The sequence below is a fragment of the Streptomyces sp. 150FB genome (assembly GCF_000818195.1).
In the GTDB taxonomy this organism is placed as follows: Bacteria; Actinomycetota; Actinomycetes; order Streptomycetales; family Streptomycetaceae; genus Streptomyces.
The window spans coordinates 1700767-1721329 of record NZ_JTHL01000001.1 but is presented as its reverse complement, the minus strand read 5'-3'; the positions used below and the strand labels follow the sequence as shown (position 1 = coordinate 1721329).

The 20563-nt window shown below is 69.8% G+C and carries 9 protein-coding genes and 1 pseudogene; 4 read left to right on the top strand and 6 right to left on the bottom strand.

All coding sequences use genetic code 11. From position 1 onward, the window contains the following. From QR77_RS44925 to QR77_RS07000, 4 genes and pseudogenes are all read left to right on the top strand, one after another. Positions 1–142 (top strand): annotated as a pseudogene (locus QR77_RS44925) (FMNH2-dependent monooxygenase); the annotation flags it as partial. Between the two features lie 87 nt (positions 143–229). Next, positions 230–1048: a DUF1684 domain-containing protein gene (locus tag QR77_RS07010; protein WP_040020333.1), complete on the top strand. Its 819-nt coding sequence runs from the start codon at positions 230–232 to the stop codon at positions 1046–1048. Positions 1049–1412: 364 nt separating this feature from the next. Then, complete coding sequence (locus QR77_RS07005) at positions 1413–2312, top strand: S1 family peptidase (protein ID WP_040020331.1); 900 nt, start codon at positions 1413–1415, stop codon at positions 2310–2312. A 288-nt stretch (positions 2313–2600) separates the two neighbouring features. Beyond that, complete coding sequence (locus QR77_RS07000; protein ID WP_078876522.1) at positions 2601–3695, top strand: S1 family peptidase; 1095 nt, start codon at positions 2601–2603, stop codon at positions 3693–3695. Between the two features lie 113 nt (positions 3696–3808). Here QR77_RS07000 and QR77_RS06995 read toward each other — a convergent pair whose 3' ends face one another. The 6 genes from QR77_RS06995 to QR77_RS06970 form a co-directional block, all read right to left on the bottom strand. After that, positions 3809–4951, bottom strand: a complete 1143-nt coding sequence (locus tag QR77_RS06995; protein WP_107068901.1) for an ABC transporter permease — start codon at positions 4949–4951, stop codon at positions 3809–3811. Between the two features lie 138 nt (positions 4952–5089). Further along, a complete protein-coding gene (locus QR77_RS06990) occupies positions 5090–6061 on the bottom strand; it encodes a DNA polymerase (RefSeq protein WP_040020327.1) in 972 nt (323 codons plus the stop codon). A 6-nt stretch (positions 6062–6067) separates the two neighbouring features. Next, positions 6068–9511: a DNA polymerase III subunit alpha gene (dnaE, locus tag QR77_RS06985; RefSeq protein ID WP_040020325.1), complete on the bottom strand. Its 3444-nt coding sequence runs from the start codon at positions 9509–9511 to the stop codon at positions 6068–6070. A 468-nt stretch (positions 9512–9979) separates the two neighbouring features. Further along, a complete protein-coding gene (locus QR77_RS06980; protein WP_040020322.1) occupies positions 9980–11404 on the bottom strand; it encodes an MFS transporter in 1425 nt (474 codons plus the stop codon). 443 nt (positions 11405–11847) lie between these two features. Further along, on the bottom strand, positions 11848–12810 hold the full coding sequence (locus QR77_RS06975) for a hypothetical protein (protein WP_040020320.1): 963 nt from the start codon (positions 12808–12810) through the stop codon (positions 11848–11850). A 195-nt stretch (positions 12811–13005) separates the two neighbouring features. Beyond that, positions 13006–20538: a type I polyketide synthase gene (locus QR77_RS06970; RefSeq protein WP_063798007.1), complete on the bottom strand. Its 7533-nt coding sequence runs from the start codon at positions 20536–20538 to the stop codon at positions 13006–13008. Between the last annotated feature and the right edge of the window lie 25 nt (positions 20539–20563).

Sequence of the window (20563 nt, the reverse complement as noted above, 5' to 3'; positions counted from 1 at the left end):
CCGCGATCTCGAACGGCTCGTGAACGGGACCGTCGCCCTGCTCCAGCACCGCAGCCGGTTCCGCACCTTCTACCCGGGCGGCACCCTCCGTGAGCACCTGTGCCTCGCGCGGCCGACCGGGCGGTACACCCGGGCGGGATGACACGTACGGGGTGGGTGAGCCGTACCACAGCGTTGACGCACGGCTCATGACGTCCACCGGAGAGCCGGTGTGGAAGTCTTGAGCGTCATGAGGACCGATGTACGCGACGCGCACGACGCATCCGCAGCCGCCGCCGAGGAGTGGAAGAGCTGGCACGACCGGCGCACCGCCAAGGTGTCGGAACCGCACGGCCCGCTCTCCCTCACCGGCACGCACTGGCTCGCCGACCACGTGGACGGGCGGATCCCCGCAGTCCCCGGCGTGTGGCGGGAGGACGGCGACGAGGTGGTGCTGAGCGCCGGCGCCGGCGACGGCCTGACCGCCGACGGCGAGCCGCTCGACGGCGAGATCCGGCTGACCCCCGACCGGGGCCCGATCGGGGAGTCCAGGATCGCGGCCGGCGAACGCCGGCTGGTCGTGCTGCGCCGCGAAGGACTCTGGGCGGTACGCGACTTCGATCCGCGCTCAGCCGCCCGCCACGCGTTCCGGGGCATCGAGGCGACGCCGTACGACAGCCACTGGGCGCTCCCCGGCCGCTTCCACCCGTACGACGAGCACCGCACCGTACGGGTGGAGAACGCCGACGGGGTCGAGCGGGGCCTCGGCATCGCCGGTGAGATCGTCTTCGATGTCGACGGCGCCGAGCACACCCTCGGTGTCGCGGTGGAGCCCGACGGCTCGCTCTGGGCGGTCTTCGCCGACACGACCAGCGGGAACGGCAGCTACCGCTTCCGCTTCCTGCGCCCCCCGGCCCCGGCGGAGGACGGCACGGTCCTGGTCGACTTCAACCGCGCGCTGCTGCCGCCGTGCGCCTTCGCCGAGCACTTCATCTGCCCGTTCCCGCCGCCGGGCAACACGCTCACGATCGGTGTCCCCGCCGGGGAGCGGAACCTGATCGCGGGCTGACACCTCGCGTGTCGCGTGACCGGGAGGCGCCGGGCGCCTTCGGGGTGCCCGGCGGCTCCCGGTGGTTCCGGCGGTTCCAGTGGTTCCGGCGGTTCGGGTGGCTCGGTTGGTTCCCGGCGGGCTCGTGGCTTCCGTGGCGCCACCCGAGAACCACCCGCACCACCGGTCACGTCGGGTCAAGTCCAGGCCAAGGGCAGGCCAAAAGATGGCCTTGCGCCCCGAGTTGGCCGCCCCCAATACTCCCGAACAGCGCTTGTCGGGAGCAGGGTCCTCCGGAATCCGGACGGGCGCTCCCGGCTGCGCCTCACGGGTCCGGCGCACGCCCCATGTCGGGCCCTCCGATTCCCCCAGGGAGGAACGACACGTGAGGATCAAGCGCACCACCCCCGGCCGTGGCCTGGCCAGACGTACGCGTCTGCTCGCCGTCGCCACCGGTCTCGTCGCCGCCGCCGCGCTCGCCGTACCGTCGGCGAACGCCGACTCGGCGTCCACCTTCAGCACGAACCAGCTCGCCGCAGCGAGCGACGCCGTACTGAACGCCGATGTGGCGGGCACGGCCTGGTATGTCGACAAAGCGAGTAACGGTCTTGTCGTCACGGCGGACAGCACCGTCACCGAAGCGGAGATAGCGAAGATACGGCAGACGGCGGGAGCCAACGCGGGAGCGCTGCGCGTCGAGCGCACCGCGGGTCGGCTCTCCAAGCTGATCAGCGGCGGCGACGCCGTCTACGCCACGAGCTGGCGCTGCTCGGCCGGCTTCAACGTACGCAGCGGCAATACGTACTACTTCCTGACCGCGGGCCACTGCACCGAGGGCAACCCGCCCTGGTACACCAACTCCTCGCACACCACGAGCATCGGCCCGACGGCCGGCTCCAGCTTCCCGGGCAACGACTACGGCATCGTGCAGTACTCGAACACCGCGATCGCCCATCCGGGGACCGTCGGCAGCGTCGAGATCACGGGGGCGACCAACGCCAGCGTCGGCCAGTCGGTCACCCGCCGCGGCTCCACCACCGGAATCCACAGCGGCACGGTGCAGGGCCTCAACGCGACGGTCAACTACGGCGGCGGCGACATCGTCTCCGGCCTGATCCGCACCAATGTCTGCGCCGAACCGGGTGACAGCGGCGGCTCGCTCTACTCGGGCAGCCTCGCGGTGGGCCTGACGTCGGGCGGCAGTGGCAACTGCTCCTCCGGGGGTACGACATACTTCCAGCCGGTCACCGAGGCGCTGAGCGCGTACGGCGTCAGTATTTACTGACCGGATCCGTACGTACGTACGACCAGCGGAAGGTGAGTCCCCGCCAGACTCCGGGCGGGGACCCGCCTTCCGCCGGGGCCCGGGCGGCGGCGGTCTTCGCGAACGGGACGGTTGCTCCCCGACCCGTGCGAGTCGGAGGTGTAGGCCGCGTGGGCGTATTGGTGTTGTCGTGTGCGTGTCTGGTGGGCGACCTTGTGTGCTACTGGCCGGTCTCGGAATAGTGAGCGGCCCATCCTCCGGGTCGGAGCACCCCACTTGCCCCGACTCGGCCCCCACAGGAGGTCAGTGTTGAAGCATCGACACATATCCACGAAGCGTGCGGCAATGGCGGGCACCGCTGTCGTCGCTCTGGTGACGGCGGGCGTCACCTTCCAGACTGCGAACGCCAGTGAGGCCACCCCTGACTTCACGGTGAAGTCGCTGACGGCGACCGCGGCCGGAACTCTCTCCTCCACCCTGGACAAGAGCCTGGGTGCCGACGCGGCCGGTTCGTACTACGACGCCAAGGCCAAGGCGCTCGTGGTGAACGTGGTCGACGATCAGGCGGCCGAAGTCGTGCGCCAGGCCGGCGGCAAGGCCAGAGTCGTCGAGAACTCCCTCGCCGACCTCAAGAGCGCCCGGCAGACGCTGGTCTCCGAGGCGACGATCCCGGGTACCTCCTGGTCCTTCGACCCGGTGGCCAACAAGATGGTGGTCACGGCCGACAGCACGGTCAAGGGCGCCGCCTGGGACAAGCTCAGCGGTGTGGTGAAGGACCTCGGCGGCAAGGCCACGCTCAAGCAGACGGCGGGGGCGTTCAAGCCCTTCATCGCCGGCGGCGACGCGGTCAGCGGTCCGGTGCCCGGTGGGTCGGGACGCTGCTCGGTCGGCTTCAACGTGGTCAAGGGCGGTCAGCCGTACTTCCTGACCGCCGGGCACTGCACGGCGGAGATCACGGACTGGTCCGACGCCCAGGGCAACGCGGTCGGCACGACCTCCCAGTCCAAGTTCCCGGGCAACGACTACGGCCTGGTCAAGTACGCCTCCGGCGTGGCGCACCCGAGTGAGGTCGACCTCTACAACGGCAGCGCGCAGAGCATCACCAAGGCGGCCGAGGCCACTGTCGGGATGAACGTGACCCGCAGCGGCTCCACCTCCCAGGTGCACGACGGCCAGGTCACCGGACTCGACGCCACCGTGAACTACGGCAACGGCGACATCGTCAACGGGCTCATCGACACCAACGTCTGCGCCGAGCCCGGCGACAGCGGCGGTTCGCTCTTCTCGGGCAGCTCGGCGATCGGGCTGACCTCGGGCGGCAGCGGTGACTGCACCTCCGGCGGTGAGACGTTCTTCCAGCCGGCGACGGCGGCGCTCTCCGCCACCGGTTCGGAGATCGGCTGATCGGCTGACCGCCACCGGAAACGCCTGACGGCGGGAGCCCGGCCCACCATCCATCGGTGGGCCGGGCTTCCGCGTGTCCGGTGCGGGTCCGGCTGATGCCGGGTCACGCGGGGTTACACGGGGGTCGCTCCGGTTCGGGGTCCCGTGGGGGTGCCCGGCTCCGGACCTTCGGCGCCGGGCTCCGTACCCTCCGTACGACCGCCCTCGTCTCCCGGGCCGGGTGGCCGGTCCTCCGCCGGGGCCATGGCCGGGCCCGCCGGCCGGTCCTTGCGCCGCAGCGACGCCATGACCAGCGTCACCACCGTGCCGACGAACGCCCACGAGGAGAGGATCAGCAGCGGTCCGGTGACCGCGTTGCCCCGGAAGTACGCGATCGAGCGGGCCACCCAGGTGGCGGCGCCCACCGGCAGCGCGGGACCGATCGCCCGCCAGAAATCCGGCAGCAGCGGGAGCGGGAAGGCGCCGCCGGCGCTCGGGTTGCCGGCGACGACGACCACCAGGATCGCCAGGCCGATTCCGACCACACCGAAGATCGACTGAAAGGCCAGGGTGGCTGCGCCGACCGCGAAGACCGTGAGCGCGCCGAGCCCCCACAGCCCCCAGAGGCTGCCGGGCAGCGCGCCCAGGATCGGTCCGGTGATCACCGCGCCGATCAGTCCGCCCGCGACGGCGTACAGGGCCGTCACGATCAGCCGGATCACGGCCCTGCTGCGGTTGGCCGGCCTCGCCCCCGCGCTGATCGCGAGGATCGCCGCGCACAGGTAGCCGCCGACGCACCAGCCCACGACCAGATAGAAGGACGAGAGCCCGTCCGCGTCCTCCTGGGAGGCGGGCGCGACATCGTCGAGCTTGAGGGTGCGCTGCTGCTGGGCCTCGATCTGCTCGAAGAGGTTCAGCAGGGTGCTGGTCTCGGTGGACCCCTGGCCCGAGGCGATCAGCAGTGTGTCGGTCGAGGACTTCGCATCGATGAGGAGCGCGGCATCGATGTCGCGGTTCAGCATCTGCTCGCGCGCCTTCTTCTCGTCGGGGAGCGTGCGCGGGTCCAGCGGACCGCCGGGCAACTGCCTCAGCTCATCGGCCAACTGGCCGGCGATCGACCCGGGAGCCACGACGGCGACCTTCACGTCCGTGGGTTTCGGATGGTGCAGAGCACCCACGTAGGACGCGATGAACAGGAGCTGCAACGCCAGTACACCGATGACGAGCAGGGCTGCCCGTGGAGTGACGGCGTTCTTCACCTCGTCGACGAAAGTCATGCCCCCACCGTCCGGGTCGCCCGGTATTTCCGCAGGTGGGAGGGGTCTGAATGGCTGACGCCCAGCTAGTAGGGCTTTGTTGGGTGGTGTCGTAGGGCTGCCCTGGGAGGCAACCACGGCGACGGCCCCACCGGGGGCTCACACCATCCCCGCGGTACTGGCAGGTCGCACCGTGCCCGGGCCGAAGCGTGCCTGGGCTCGATCGGCGGCGGCCTCGATGCGACGCGCTTTGTCGTTGTCGAGGCCGAAGACCAACTGCCGGGACACCGAACCCGCGTCGCACAGATCCCCCGCACGCAGTGTGAGGCGACGGACCCGGGCTCTCTGCAACCCCAGAGTCTTGTGCAACGCGTGTGCTTCCGCGCGGAGTTGAGGGCTGTGTGCGGTGGGTTCGGCCAGGGTGCGACTGCGGGTGGTTGTCGAGTGGTTGGCATACTGGACGGTCAGGGTCAGGGACTGGCAGGCCTGGTGCTCGCCGCGGAGCCGTGCCCCGAGATGCTCGGCGAGATGGGTCAGGGTGTCGTGCTGGCGGTCGGAGTCGAGTTCGTCGCGTACGAAGCGGTGCTCGGCGCTGTACGTGCGGGGCGGGGCACCGGGGGTGACGCGGGTGGGGTCGATGCCGGACGCGCGCTGATGGAGCTGACGTCCGGCGGCCGCTCCCAGGATGCGCTGGAGGGTGAGCAGAGGGGTGGCGGCGATCTGGTCGGCGGTGGACAGGCCGTAGGAAGCCAGGGTGTGCGCCGTCGCCGGGCCGACTCCGGGCAGCGTACCGGCGGGCAGACCGGTGAGGAATGTGGTGATGGCCTCGGGGTCGTCGGGGACGGCACGGATCGTACCGGGGGCGCCGCGATGGGCGGCCAGTTGGGCGAGCAGGGGGTTGGGGGCGATGCCGACAGTCGCGTCGACGTCGAGGGCCGCGGCGGCCCGCATCCGGATCAGGGCCGCCAGGCCGGTGGCATCGCGGTCGAAGTACCGCATGCTCCCGGACACGTCGGCGAGTGCCGCATCCGGCGGCAGCGCTTGGGTCGCGGGCGTGAACTCATGGATTGTGGCGAGGAGTTGGTGGTATATCGGCTCGGGCTGCGGGCCGAAGTGGAGGTAGAGGATCATCGGCAGTCACCCTGCGCTTCCGGGACTCGCATGATGGAAGGTCCTTCCGTCGAGAGCGGTGAGGGCGGCCGGGGTTCCGGGCGGTTTCAGGTCGGCCCAGGGATGGAGGGCGGTGCCGGTCGGCTGGGCGATGGTCCGGTGCGTACCGGCCTGACGTTCGGCAGTCGCGGGACGGGCGAGCCGGTCGGCGACGGCGGCCGGGCCGCCGTCGCCGTACAGCTCGATCAGCTCGGCCAGGTCCCAGGCGGCCGTGCCGGTGATACTGAAGGCGCGCGGTGGGCGGCCGGCCAGGGTCCCGCGGACGAGCAACAGGCCGCTGTGGAAGACCGTATGGGCGCAGCGTGCGTGGCTGTCCTCGAAGAATGCCAGGTCGGACAGGCCCGTCGGGTCGTCGAGGGTGGCGAAGATGACCCGCTTGCCCGAGCGGATCGGCGGGGTCTGGGTGGCGACCTTGACGCCGGCGACCAGCACGGTGGCACCGTGCCGCAGCCCGGACAGAGCGGCGGCAGGCGTCACGCCGATGTCGGCCAGCAGGTCCTGGTGGTCTTCCAGCAGGTGGCGTGAGACGTCCATGCCGAGCACGTCCAGCTCCGCGCCGAGCTGCTCGGAGCCGCTCATGGTCAGAAGACCTGTGGCCATGGTGGTGTCGTCCGGCTCGGTGCCGGTGCCGCCGTTCTCCATGGGGAGCTGTCCCGCGGAGGAGCTCCGGCCGCGGCCGGAGCGGTGCAGTTCGGTGAGTTTCAGCAGAAGTTCGCGACGGGGTCCGAAGGTGTCCATCGCTCCGACCCTGGCCAGGCGTTCGGACAGGGGGCGGCTGGGCCGGGCGCGCTGCCAGAAGTCCTCCAGGGAGGTGTAGGGCTGCCCGGCGGTGATGCGTTCACTCTCGGCCGTGGTGATGCCGCGTATCTGCGACAGACCGATCCGAACCCCCCATTTGCCGGACACCAGTTCGATTATGTGTGCGGCCTGCGAGTGGTTGATGTCGGGCAGCAGCAGGGGTACGCCGTGGCGGCGGGCGTCCGCGGCCAGAACGCGCTTGTGGTACATCCCCGGATCGTGCGTGAGCAGCCCGGCGAGCAGGGCCGCCATCCGGTGGGCCTTGAGCCAGCTCGACTGGTACGCGGGCTGCGCGAAAGCCGCGGCGTGCGCCTTGGCGAAGCCGAAACTGCCGAAGCCCTCCAGGATGTTCCACACCTCCCGTACCGCCTCCACCGGATAACCGCGCTTCCGGGCCTGGTCGGCGAACCAGGCCCGCACCCGGCCCTGCCGCTCGGGGCTGGACAGGGCTCGGCGCGCTTCGTCCGCCATGCCCCGGTCGCACCCGGTCATCGTCGCCATGATCGCGATGACCTGCTCGTGGAAGACCACCTGCCCCTCGGTCTCCCGCAGGATCGGCTTCAGATCGGGGTGCGGGTAGCGGGTCGGGGTCCGGCCGTCGCGGGCCTCGATCAGCGGAGCCACCATGTTGGCGGCCACCGGCCCGGGCCGGAACAGGCTGATGTCGAGAGCCAGGTCGCCGAACGAGCGCGGCCGCAGATTCCGGACAAGTTCGCGCTGCCCGGGACTCTCCAACTGGAAGGTGCCCATCGTGTCTCCGGACGTGATCAGGTCGTACGTGGCGGGGTCGTCCTGCGGGACCTGCGCGGGGTCGTCCAGGTCGAGGTGTTCGCCGGTGACGCGCTCGATCTCGGCGACCGCGTGGGCGAGCGCCGACTGCATGCGTACACCGATGACGTCGATCTTCGGGTGCCCGGTGTCCTCGATGTCCTCCTTGTCGAACTGCGACATGGCGATGTTCGCCACGGTGGTCGGCGCCACCGGGGTGCGCCGCAGCAGCCCGGCGTTGGAGACGAGGAGCCCGCAGGGGTGCATCGCCGCCTCGTGCGGCAGCCCGTCCAGCGCTTCCACCAGCTCCCAGAGCCGGCCGTGGTCCTCGGCGGCGACCTCGCGCAGCTCCGGCAGTTCGGCGAGCGCCGCCCGTACGTCTTCTGCCCGGATGTGCGGGAACGCCTTGGCGAGGCGTGCCGCCTGGTCGGGGTCCATGCCCCGGGCCCGCGCCACGTCCTCGATCGCCCCGCGTGCCCGGTAGGTCTTGTACACCGCGAGCGTTGCCACCCGGTCGGCTCCGAAACGTGTCCGTACCGCCTGATAGACCTCCAGGCGCCGCGCCGACTCCACGTCCAGATCGATGTCGGGCAGCGCGGACCGCCGCGCGGACAGGAACCGCTCCATGAGCAGACCGTGCGCCACCGGGTCGACCGGACTGATGCCCAGCAGATGCGTGACCAGCGATCCCACTCCCGAGCCGCGGGCCGCGACCCGGATGCCCAACTTCTGCGCCTGCGAGGCCACTTCGGCAACGGTGAGAAAGTATCCGGCGAAACCGTGCCCGGCGATGATCCTCAGCTCGTCCTCCAGGCGGTCCCAGCGAAGGACGTCCCGGTGGTAGTCGCGGTCCATCATGCCCGCCGCGCAGCGGTCCGCCAGCACCCGGTCAGCCAACTCGGCGCGTGCGCCCACTAGTTCGGGTTCGGGAAGATTCAGCCGGCCGAGGCCGAACGCCTCACCCGGGTCGACCACGCAGGCCGCCGCCGTCTCCTCGGTCGCCGCGAGGAGACGCCGGGCGTCCACACCCTGTCCGCCCACCGCCTCGGCGATCCGCTCGGCGATCCGCTCCATCTCCCCGGCGTCCTTCAGCCACCGGTGCCCGCTGTCCAGACGGGACGCGTCCCGGGTGTCGACCGGCACCAGCAGGCGAGCGGAGTCCAGGATGTCGGCGACCTCGCCCTGGTGCGGGTCGGCGTAACGCACGGCATTGCTCAATACGGCCTCCACCTGCTGCTCGGCGGCGAAGCCGGCCATCCGCGAGGCGAGCCGCAACGACCCCGGTCCGGTGCCGGTCCGCCCATGCCAGGACACCTCTAGGCGCAGCGACCGGCCGAACCGCTCACGCCAGGGACCGAGCAACGCCTCGGCCCGGTCGGGACGCCCCGCCGCCAGCGCCTGCCCCACCTCGGAATCCGCCCCGAGGAGCACGAACAGCTCGCCGTCCTCGCAGGCGAGGTCCTCCCAGGTGACGCCCTGATCCGACGCCGCCGACACCAGGCGGCACAGCTCGGCCCAGCCGCCCGCGGTCCGGGCCAGGAACACCGCACGCTGCGGCGCGTCCGTCACGAACGCGCCCCCCTTGGCCGGGGTCCGCTGCCGCTCAGGACGCGCGGGGCCGGCTGTCGGTATGCCGGGCACCGCGAGGTCGGCGCCGAACAGCGGCCGGACCCCGGCCCGCGCGCACGCCTTGGCGAAACGCACCGCCCCCGCGAGCGAGTCCCGGTCGGTCAGCGCCAGGGTGTCGAGCCCGCGCTCGGCAGCCCGCTCCGCCAGCGCGTGGGGGTGGCTGGCCCCGTAGCGCAGCGAGTAGCCGCTGGCGACACGGAGGTGCGTAAACGACATACACACCTCCTGCTTCCCATGAGCCCCCTTTGCGTCATTTGGATCGTGAGAAGCACCCTAACTCAAATTTTCGCACGTTCGTTCGATTGATGGAGTGGTGGAGACCCCGCTCGGCCCCTATCCGTGTTCGCCGAGGCCGCGTTGGTCTTATTTCTTCGTTGGTGAGCCCGGGCGAGATCTACGGGAGGGTCTTCGTGGTGCTTCGCCCCATTCGCCATGCTCGCTTGAGGTGTGCCACGCTCGTTTGAGGCGTCCGTCATGGTGCTGGTGAACGCCCGCGTGCCGGGGTCGGGTGCACTCCACGTACGAACGCGGACCCGCCTGCCTTCATGAACCAGTAGGGCCCGGGGATCACGCTGGTTCAGCGAGTCGTGTCGCCGGTGACACGGCAGGAATCGTGGACGGTACCCGGCGATGACGACGCGCCGGTCGGTCCGATCGAGCGGTACCTGTCGTACCTCACCGACATCACGGCGCGCCGACCGTGGGGACGGTCGGTTCGGCCTTGGGCGAGCGCTGGCGGGCCAGGACAAGGCTGGTGATCGTCGTGATCGCCATCGCGGCGATGCCGACCAACGCTGCCGTGGTGTAGGCGCTGTCGTTCGGGAAGATCTGGCCGGTGTCGGTGCCGAAGGCGAGGACCAGGCCACCGATGGCGCTGCCGAGCGAGTACCCGACGCTGCGCACGACGTAGTTGAAGCTCATGGCACTGGACGTCTCGCTTTTGGGGGTGACGGCCAGGATGACGCCGGGCATGGCGGCCGAGAAGCTGCCGACACCGAAGCCCAGCACGCTCATTGCTACGAACAGCTCGGCAAGGTTCGACCGGGCCGCGGCGAAGAGGACGAACCCGCCACCGATAACGACAGCGCTGCCGGCCAGGAGCAAGGGGGCGTCGATCCGTTTGAGCATCCGAGGCGTGAGCTTGCCGGCAACGAACCCCAGCACGGAGAACGGGATCAGGACCAGCCCGGCGACGAAGGTGGTGAGCCCGTAGCCGTAGCCGGCGCTGTGCGGCGTCTGCGCGTACCGGGTGATGAGCGTGAGCAGGATGTACATGCCGATCGCACCGACGAACATGGCGACATTCGCTCCGGCGACCGCCGGGTGCCGGAACGCCCGGAGATCGACCAGGGGCGTCTTGCCGCGCAGCCCGGAGACGGTCCAGGCGGAGAGCAGGAGCACGGCGACGACGGCGAGGACCACCGCCACGGCGAGGTGATGGCTCCACAGGCTCTTCTGGCCGGCAAGGAACAGGACGAGGAACAGTCCACCCGCCAAGAGGAGCGCGCCCGCTATGTCCACGTGGGCGGAGCGGCCTTCGGGGGCTACGGGTATGGAGCGCCAGGCGGCCACGAAGGCGATGATGGTGACGAACAGACCGAGGCCATAGGCGGCGCGCACCCCGCCGAACTCGGTGAGCAGGCCGGCGAGGGGGTAGCCGACACCGACCCCCATGATGGAGACCACCGAGACCTGGGCGATGGTGGGCGCGCTGCGCTCCTCGGGGAGATGGTCGCGGGCCACGCCCATCATCAGCGCCGTCAGACCGAGCCCGACGCCTTGTGCGGCCCTGCCGACGAGCAGCCACGCGAACGGCAGCGGTAGCACGGTGAGCGCACTGCCGGCGACGACGACCGCCAACGTGACGAGAATCGTGGCTCGTCGGTGTGGGCCGGCTCCGAGCCGGCCGAGGATGGGCGTGGCGACCGCGCCGCTCAGCAGCGCGATGGTCAGTGTCCACTGCGCGCTGTCGAGTGAGACGTGGAACGTGGTCGCCACGCTGGTGATGAGCGGCGCCCCGAGGCTGGCGACTGCCGCCACGACCAGGGCGATGAACATCAGGGAGGGGACCAGCAGCCGCGCCTCGGAGTGCTCCCGGGTAGTGCTCATCGGCTGGTCCCGGTCGTGATGTGGTCGAACAGGCCGGGACGGATGCGAGTCCGGACCCCTTCCGCCCACGGCTCGATCGGCTGAGAGCCCACGCGGGGCCGTGAGGGCACCGTCACCTGCCGGAAAACCGGACGCGGCAGGGCTGTTAACGCGGGTGGGGTGGTCATGTACAGGACCATATGGGCCGAAGTAAGCTGCCGTCCAATATGGTATCGGACTGATCTTGATAGCCGCAGACTATCGCCGCAGACTGTCAACTATGAGGATACGGCGGCTCGTTGCTTCGTAGCCGTCGTGGTGGTGAGGCACTTCGCACGTGCGGCGTCGGTTCTGCCGGCTCATCCTGCTCAACCGACCGTCAGCGGCGCCGGTCAACGCCTGAGAAAATCTTGGAAACCCAAGTTCGGCACGGGCCCCTGGCGAGCCGTCATGCGAGAGCTAGGTCAGTAAGCGCCGTTGAGGAATGGGAGTACGTCCGCGGCATCCGTTATGCCGGGTGGCGGGCCGTCGACCCGTGTGCCCGGGTGCGCGTTCTGGATGATCATTGGTGTGAGCGTCGGAGTGGTGTTGACTTCGATGAAGTGGTTGATACCGAAATTCTCCTGAAGGTCCGTGATGGACTCGATCAGGTTCGCGGGTTTGGTCCAGATGGCGAGTGACGCTTTTCTGACTGTGTCAGATTCGATGATGGGTCGGCATTCGGTGGTGAAGTACAGAGGGGGCAGTGCGAGTTGCACGGTTCGTTCTTCTTGCCGAAGGATTGCCTGGAGGGCTGCCGGCTTGAACAGCGGGGTGTGGATGGGGAGGATGGCAGCGAGACGTCTGCAGGGGATTCCTTCGCGTTCCGCGTGCCTCTCCAGTAGGTCCAGGTCGTCGAAGCGGCCGCATACAACCGTTTGGGTCGGAGTATTGATCATGCCGACGTGGAGGCCGTCCTCCGAGATCTGCCGACACATCGCCCCGGCGGTCCGCTGGTTGGCGGCGAGGGCGAGCATTCCACCCCGCAGTGAAATTCTTTTGGCTTCGAAGAATCCCGTGAGGAGAACATCGATTGTTTCTGCCATGGACATGAGGTCCGTGATCACGCTCCCGACATTGAAGCCCGCACCATGTCCGAGAAGGATGGATGGCTGAACCTTCAGATCGAGTGACGCGTATACGGAGTACGGGACGAGCGTTGCCGCGACCAGGTTGTGGACGTATTCCGTTTCCAGGCTGGGAGCCGGCCCGGGCGCTGTGGTGGTGAGTCTGTGCGTTACGGGTGGCTGGCCGATTTCCGCGAGCTTCTGGTCTGTTGTCTCGAGGGCATCGGCCACGCTCGCGTTCGTGCGAGCCAGCGTGCGCAGGATCCCCGGAGGGTAAGGGTTGCTGAACGGCGGAAAAGCGAGGGCTGTCGTGAGCGGCATCTGTTCTCTCCCGGGATATCTGCCAGTTCGTAGCCACTAGGAGTAGGGGCTGCTCCCGCCAGGTTGTCCAGAAAACGGATTCGACCTGCCCAGTTGCCGAATCCGTTTTCTGGACAACTGCTGTGCGGTTCAGCTATTGGCTTTGGTGACTTGCTGGGGCGCGGCCATTTCGGACGCACCCCGGCGCGGGGTTTGTCAGGACTGGCTCTCGGGGCGCAGGTGGTGGAGGACGGTGGTGGCGATGCCGGTGAGAGGTGCGGTCATGACTTCGGGGGCGGGGATCGCGCAACCGGTGTGGCGGCGAATGTGGCCGATGAGTTCGGTGGCGGTGAGGGAGTCGGCGCCGAGTTGATCGATGCGGCGGCTGACGTCGACGCGATCGGGTGTGGTGTGGAGACCCGAGGCCAGCCACGAAGTGAGGGCCTCCAGCAGTATCGGGCGGGCTTCCTCCGCGGTGGCAGCGGCCCGCAGGCGCGGCAGGAGACTGTCGTCGGCGCCGGCATCCGGCGTGTGGACCAGCATGGCGGTACGGGGTGCGGTAACCGCGGGGAGGAAGGCCATGAGCGCCTGCTCACGGCCCCGGGATTCGGCGACGACCGCGGTGACCGTGGTGTCCGGGTGGTGAAGCAGCATGTCGAAGCGGTCCAGCGCCTGCGACGAGGTCATCGGAAGGATGCCGTAATCGCTCATCACCGAGGTGATCCCGGTGCGGAGCACGTATCCGACGTCGGAGATGGCGCCCAACTGCAGTACGGAGGCGGGCAGTCCGTCGTGCCTGCGCCGGCGCGCGATGTTTTCCAGGGTGAGGCTGGCGGCGCTGTACGAGGCCTGTCTCCTGTTGCCGAGCAACGCGGCGAAAGACGAGTACAGGGCGAAGAAATCGAGGTCGCGTCGGCGGGTGTGGGAGTCGAGGAGAAGCGCTCCGGTGAGCTTGGGGTTCAGGACGGTGAGGTAACGCTCGGCGGACAGGTCGGTGATCTCGCCGTCATCGAGGACCATGGCAGCGTGGATCACCCCGGCGAGCCGGCGTCCGCCCGCGTCGAGGTCGCGGAAGAGCTGGTCGACGGTTTTCGGGTCGGAGATGTCGACAGCGCGCGCGTCCACCTGGACTCCCTGGTCGTTCAGGCTGCTGACCAGGGCGGCGGCGTTCTGGTTGCCCGCGGTGCCACGCCGGCTGACGAGCGTGAGGTGACGCGCTCCCCGGCGGACCAGGTGCCGGGCGGTCTCGGCTCCGAAGCCGTCAAGGCCGCCGACGACCAGATAGGTTGCCGTGGGATCCAGCACCGGCGGCTCGGGGGCGCGATCGAGGGGGACCCCGTCGTCGAGGGCGATGACAGTCTTCCCGGCCCCCTGACCGGCCAGGAGGCCGTCCATGGCTTCGTGGATCCTGTCGGCGGGGTAGACCGTGTGGGGCAATGCGCGGCATTCGCCGCTGTCGATCACCTTCTGCAGGTCGTGCAGGCAGCGGTCCACCGTGCGTGAGGGCTGCTCGAACCAGCCGACGACATCGACGGCGTGAATGGTGACGTCGCGGTCCATGGGCGGCATGTGCAGCGGCGTCGATGACGGCGCGACGAGCGGTCCGACGTCGAAGAAGTGTCCGCCCGGCGCCAAGAGGTCCAGCGCACGCCGGCGCAGGTCCGCCGTGATGGAGCTGAGATTGAGAATGACATCGACGCCGCCCTGGGTAACGTCCCGGACCTCCTCGGCGAAGCTGGGAGCACCCGAGTCCACCACGTGGTCGATCCCCGGAAGACACAGCAAGGCGCGCAGAGCCGGCGTGGGCGCGCCGACGATGACGCGGCTCCCGGCGAGCCGGGCGAAATCCATGGCCGCCAGCCCTGTCCCGTCAGACGCGCCCAGGATGAGAACGCTGTCGCCGGGACCCAGACCGGCCAGGTGTCCCAGGACATGGTGCGTGGTCAGTTGGGCTATGAGAAGGGATGCCGCCGCGGCGAAGGTGACCTGCTCGGGGAGCTTCACCACGCGGTCGGCGCGCAGGTTGATGTGCGAGGCCAGCCAGCCGCCGTGCGTGATCCCCGCGACCCGGTCTCCCGGGAGGATGCCGGTGACCTCGTCTCCGACGGCGGTCACGATCCCCGCGCCTTCGCAGCCGAGGTGGACGTCGCCCGGACGTGAGCCACGGGGCGGGAGCAGGCGCCCCGTGGCGAAGAGGGCGTCACGGCCGTTGAGGGCCGCGGCCCGCACGCGGACGGTGATCTCACCCGGCCCCGGGTCGGGGATGCCGCTGTCCTGCCAGACGAGCCTGTGGGGGGTGCCCGCTTCACCGTGGACGGCCAGCGCGAAGTGCGCGGTGGCCCCGTGGGCGCGTGTCCGCCGGGTCTCCGGCAGCGCCTGCACCCGTACGGCGAAGCGCCCATGAGGGGTGATCACGCATTCGTCTTCGGCATCGGGGTGGGTGATCTCGTACGCGACGTGGCCGGCCGTCCGCCGTGCCGACTCCGCGGTCCCGCTGACGACACGGATCCTGCGGACGGTCACCAGCGGCTGTTCGTTGGCCAGAGTGCGGGTGGCGCCCCACAGGGCCGCGCCGGTATGTGTCATCGGGGCGTCCAGGCTGTCGGCGGTCGTGCACGCGACCAGCCACAGGGTGGGCTGAAGGTCTCCACCGGCCCGCGCACAGACGGTCGCCAGGGCACTCAGCCGCGCACAGGCCTCGGCGGCACGCGCGGTGACCCGCTCGACTGTCGTCTTCTCGGTGTCGTCGGCGATCAGGACGATGTCGACCGGCCCCGTGGCCGGCAGCAGAGCCGCCCAGTCCGTCCGCGGCTGGAGACCCGAGAGCACCAGCTCGCGTGCTCCTGTGGCGGTCAGGGCGGCTGCCACGAGGTCGCCCAGGCCATCGGCGGAGCTGCCCCCGCTCTCAGTGATCAGCAGGCACGGAGAGGTCGCGCCGTCTGTGTCCTGGTCCTGCGGTGTGCCGCCGGGCTGAGTGCCCAGGGCGCGGACCGCCGCGATCACCGACGCGGGAACACCCTCCTGGTCCGGCTGGGCGCTCAGGAACGCGCCGGCGGAGAACCCCGCTCGCTCCAGTACCGACGGCCACTGGTCGCGGGTCAGGGCTGCGCCGGCCGGCCGCAGATCGGTGTCGGAGGAGTCCCAGAAGGAGTCCAGAATGCCGAACAGTGTCGCGACGTAGGCATTGCTGTGCATTTCAAGGGCAACGAGCTGACCGTTGTGATCCAGGAGCGTGGCGGCGCTACGCAGCCCCTGAGTGATGTCGGTCGTCGTGTGCAGGGCATTGCTCGCGATGACGAGATCGAAGGATCCCGCCACGAACCCTTGCGCGATGGGATCAGCGCTCAGGTCGAGGGTGTGGTATTCGAGGAAGTTGAAGGCGGCGAAGCGAGCCTCGGCCTTGGGGAAGAACGCCGGGGAGACGTCGGAGTACACGTAATGCGTGCGCTCGGGCGGCAGGTGGGGCAGGATGCGAGCGGTGAAGCCCCCGGTGCCGGCACCGATCTCCAGAATCCGCAACGGCCGGTCAGCCGGCCAGTCGGCCAGGGCGGCGCGGAGGTACGCCACGGCGGCGTCGGACAGGTACGTGAGCCCCGGATCGTGGTTGTACACCTGCGCCGCGATCGGACCGGATTCGCCGAACAGCACCTCCAGCCCCTCCACCTCACCGGTGAGGACGCCGGGCAGGCTGCGCCCGACCCACGCGGCGGCCTGCCACATCACGATGAGCTCCGGGAATTCGTTCAGCCTGTCCCGCAGAAGCTCCTCAGGCACCGGTGTGCCGCTCTGGCACCAGCCCCCGTCGGCACGAGCGGTCAGCAGCCCGTACCGGACCGCGATCGCCGACATCATCTCCACCAACGGGCACAGGCTCTCCCTGACGCCGGCACTCCTCAGGTCGTCGAGGGTGAAAACCTGTCCACCGACCGGTCCGGCTGCCTTGATCGCACCTCGTGCCACCGCGGAGCCCAGGATGCTGTTCACCGCGGCCGCCATGTAGTGCGCGCTCAACTGCCGGGACCGTTCCATGTGGTCGCCGTAGCCGTGGTCCCGGAACGCGTCATCGAGCCGGGTGACGACCGGGCCGCAATCATCGATGACGCGTGAAGGCGGAGGGAGCGGGCAGGGGGTGCCGGGCAGCGCGGTCATCCGCGGGCGTGCCCTGAGCACTTCGTTGTAGACCCGGGGCGCGGGAGAACCGCTGTTCTCGATGCGCCGCGCGTACACGTCCCCCAGGTCGAGCAGGACTGTTCCTTCGGTGTCACAGACGGTGATGTCACACATGAGCCCGGTCTCGACAACGGACGTCAGCCGCATGTACGCCACGACGGTGGCGGGCAGAGGACCCCAGGCGCGTACGCTCCCCACCGCCACCGGGAGGTGGGGAACGTACGGTTGCGCCGAGCCGGAGACGGCACTGGCGGACAGCGGCAGCATCGCTTGGAGGCAGCCGTCGAGGAGAACGACACGGGCCTGGTGCTCAGTGCCGGCGAACTGATCCGTACGAAGCCCCGCCAGCCCTTCGCTGTCCTTGACAGCCAGCGTTGTCAGCGAACGGAACGCCGGCCCGTAGTTGAGCGACACCGCGGCGCAGGCCCGGTAGTGGTCGGACATGTCCACGGGTTCGCTGATGCGGCGGGCGAGAGCAGCCACGTCCACCGGAGCAGGTCTGGCATCGGCCAGGCCGCGCCACCGCCCGTTCACGTGCTGGACGGCCTCGATGTCCTCACCGGTGTGCCCGGCGACGACGAAGGTCCCGTCGGGACGGACGGTGATGGTGGTGCGTACCGGAGCCGCTCCGGGATCGCTGGGCAGGACCAGCGACCTGGTCAGGGATATGTCGAGCAACTCCACGGGTCCGCCGTGCACTTCGCGGGCCGCCGACAGCGCCATGTCGAGAAAGCCCGTGCCGGGCATGACGACAGCGTCGCCGACCTTGTGATCAGCGATCCAGGCCGCGCTCTGCTCCCGCCCCCACGTCGGGTCGGCCGCGAGCAGGCGCCGGCCCAGCAGCGGATTGGACGCGACCGGCTGCGGCGCCGGCGCGATCTCGTGGTCGGACCACCACGAGGGATCTCCCAACTGGTAGCGCCGGCGCTGCCAGGAGTAGGCCGGGACATCCACGACGCGACCGCCCTGGGGGAAGAACCGATCCCAGTCCAGTCGCGCCCCAGCCGCGGCCGCGCGCAGCACGGTGCCGCTCAGCGCTTGATCGCCGGCGCTGATCCGGGTCAGTGTCGACGCCACCTCCACCGACGCTCCCTCATCGACGGCGATGCGGCGCAGGTAGCCGCTGAGCGCCGGGTGAGGGCCGACTTCGACCAGAACGTCACAGCCGTGCTCCGCACCGATGAGCGCCGTGACCGCCGCGGCGAACTGGACCGGTTCACGCACGTTGCGCCACCAGTAGTCGGCGTCCATCTCGTGATCCGCGATCGCGCGGCCGGTGACGGTGGAGACCATCGGGATCCCGCCCTGACCGGTCTCGAGCTCTCCGAGGCCGTCCAGCAGCGGGCCGCGGACAGCATCCATGGCCGGGCTGTGGAAGGGGTAGTCCAGGCGCAGGAACCGGAAGGACACACTGTCGCGAACACAGCGATCCTCAACAGCCTCCAGTGTCCGGCCGTCCCCGGCCAGGGTGACGTCATTGCCGGAGTTCACAGCCGCGATCACCACACGGTCGCTCGCGCCCGTCTCGTCGAGCAACCGCTGAGCCCGTGCGGGCGACAGCGCCAGCGCCGCCATCCGCCCGGTCGCGAAGGTGGGCGCCTGCGCGAGGCTACGGTGCGCGATCACGTGACATGCCTGGGGACGATCCAGAATTCCGGCGCAGTAGGCGGCCGCGACCTCACCGACGCTATGGCCGCAGACCCCGTGCGGTCGTACCCCCCGCTCGCGCAGCGACATGATCAATCCGGCCTGCAGGGCGAACAGCATCGGCTGCGCCACCTCTGTCAGCGCCCACCGCCCGGCGTCCGGCGCCGCCATTTCCGCCTCGACCGACCAGCCCAGCAGCGGTTCCAGTTCGCGGCTGACAGCCCGGACCTCGGCGGTGAAGGCAGCGTCCTGCCCCAGCAACTCCGCGCCCATCCTCGGCCACTGGGTGCCGTTCCCGCTGAAAATGAACCCGACACGTCCCCGGGCCGTACTGACGGCCGATGCCGCCTTGTCCGACGCGCCCTTCTCCGCCGTCTCCCGCAGTGCCTGCGCGGCCGCCGCGCCGCTGGAGGCCAGCACGGCCGTGCTCAACTCACGGCGCTCGCGGCGCCGCGCCGTGGTGAACCCGACATCCACCAGGGCGGAATCGTCAATGCCTTCCAGGTGGGAGGCCATCGCCAGCGCCGACTCCCGCAAGGCCGCCTCCGTCCGGCCGGTGACCACCACCGGTACGGCCGCACTCGGCCGCCTGCCCTCGGCCGGGGCCGGCGGCGCGTCCGGCAACTCCAGGACCACGTGGGCGTTCGCGCCGCCGATACCGAACGAATTGACCCCGGCGATACGCCGCGCACCGGCCCCACCGTCCAGCGGCTGCATCGCCGTCACCGGGTCCAGCCCCAGCCCGCCGAAATCGATCGCCCTGTTCAACGGTCGCGCGTGCAAGGTGGCGGGCACCCGCTGCTCGCGCAGGACCAGCATGGCCTTGAACAGTCCCGCCATGCCGGCCGCCGCTTCCAGGTGCCCCAGATTCGACTTCACCGACCCGATCGGCAACGGCTTCCCCCCGCGCCGCCGCCCCAGAATCCGCCCCAGAGCCTCGCACTCCGCCGGGTCGCCCGCCGCCGTCCCCGTCCCGTGAGCCTCGACGTACGACACCTGGTCGGCGCGCACACCGGCCTCGGCGTACGCACGTTCCAGCATCGCCGCCTGCCCGTCCGCACCCGGCATGGACATCCCCAAGGTCCGCCCGTCGGCATTGACCACCGAAGCCCTGATCACCGCGTGCACCCGGTCACCATCAGCCACAGCACGGCTCAATGTCTTCAGGAGCACCACCCCCGCGCCCTCCGACCGGACGAAGCCATCGCCGTCCTGCGAAAACGAATGGCAACGCCCCGTCGGGGAGAGCATCGACGCCTGGCTGGAGATGACGTGCCCGCCAGGGCCGAGCACCAGATTCACCCCGCCGGCCAACGCGACCTCACAACGGCCCGAACGGACCGTCTCAGCCGCCAGATGCAGTGCCGTCAAGGACGACGAACACGCCGTGTCCACCGTGTGGGACGGCCCATGGAAATCAAATAGGTACGACAGGCGGTTCGCCGCACTGAAAGCCCCCGTACCGGTGGGGGCGAACGAATTCATCACCCCGGGACGTCGCAGCAGCAGACCCCAGTAGTCCTGGACGGTCAGCCCCATCACAACCGCCACGTCCGAACCCGCCAGCAGCCGCGGATCCACGCCCCCGTCGTCGAAGGCCTCCACCGCGCACTCCAGCAGCAACCGTTGCTGCGGATCGATCTGGCCCGCCTCCTTCGGCGAAATACCGAAGTACTCCGGGTCGAACCCCCACACGTCCCCGAAAATCCCGGCCGCCGCGGTGTATGCCTTCCCCGCTCGAACCTCACCATCACTTACAACAAAATCATCGGTATTGAACCGGTCGTCGGGTACCGATGTCACAAGATCCTGGCCGGCGGCCAAGGCATCCCACAACCCGCCCAGCGTTGTGATCCCCCCGGGAAGACGGAGCCCCACTCCAACCACCGCGACAGGCTCCCCGGACCTCTCGGCAGTCCTCGCACCACCCATGACACCTTGCTCCTGACTCACCCTC

Excerpts from the sequence above, each read along its gene's own strand:
- QR77_RS07010 (WP_040020333.1), top strand. The coding sequence starts at position 230 with ATGAGGACCGATGTACGCGACGCGCACGACGCATCCGCAGCCGCCGCC.
- QR77_RS06995 (WP_107068901.1), bottom strand. The coding sequence starts at position 4,951 with ATGACTTTCGTCGACGAGGTGAAGAACGCCGTCACTCCACGGGCAGCC.
- QR77_RS06990 (WP_040020327.1), bottom strand. The coding sequence starts at position 6,061 with ATGATCCTCTACCTCCACTTCGGCCCGCAGCCCGAGCCGATATACCAC.
- dnaE (WP_040020325.1), bottom strand. The coding sequence starts at position 9,511 with ATGTCGTTTACGCACCTCCGTGTCGCCAGCGGCTACTCGCTGCGCTAC.
- QR77_RS06980 (WP_040020322.1), bottom strand. The coding sequence starts at position 11,404 with ATGAGCACTACCCGGGAGCACTCCGAGGCGCGGCTGCTGGTCCCCTCC.
- QR77_RS06975 (WP_040020320.1), bottom strand. The coding sequence starts at position 12,810 with ATGCCGCTCACGACAGCCCTCGCTTTTCCGCCGTTCAGCAACCCTTAC.
- QR77_RS06970 (WP_063798007.1), bottom strand. The coding sequence starts at position 20,538 with ATGGGTGGTGCGAGGACTGCCGAGAGGTCCGGGGAGCCTGTCGCGGTG.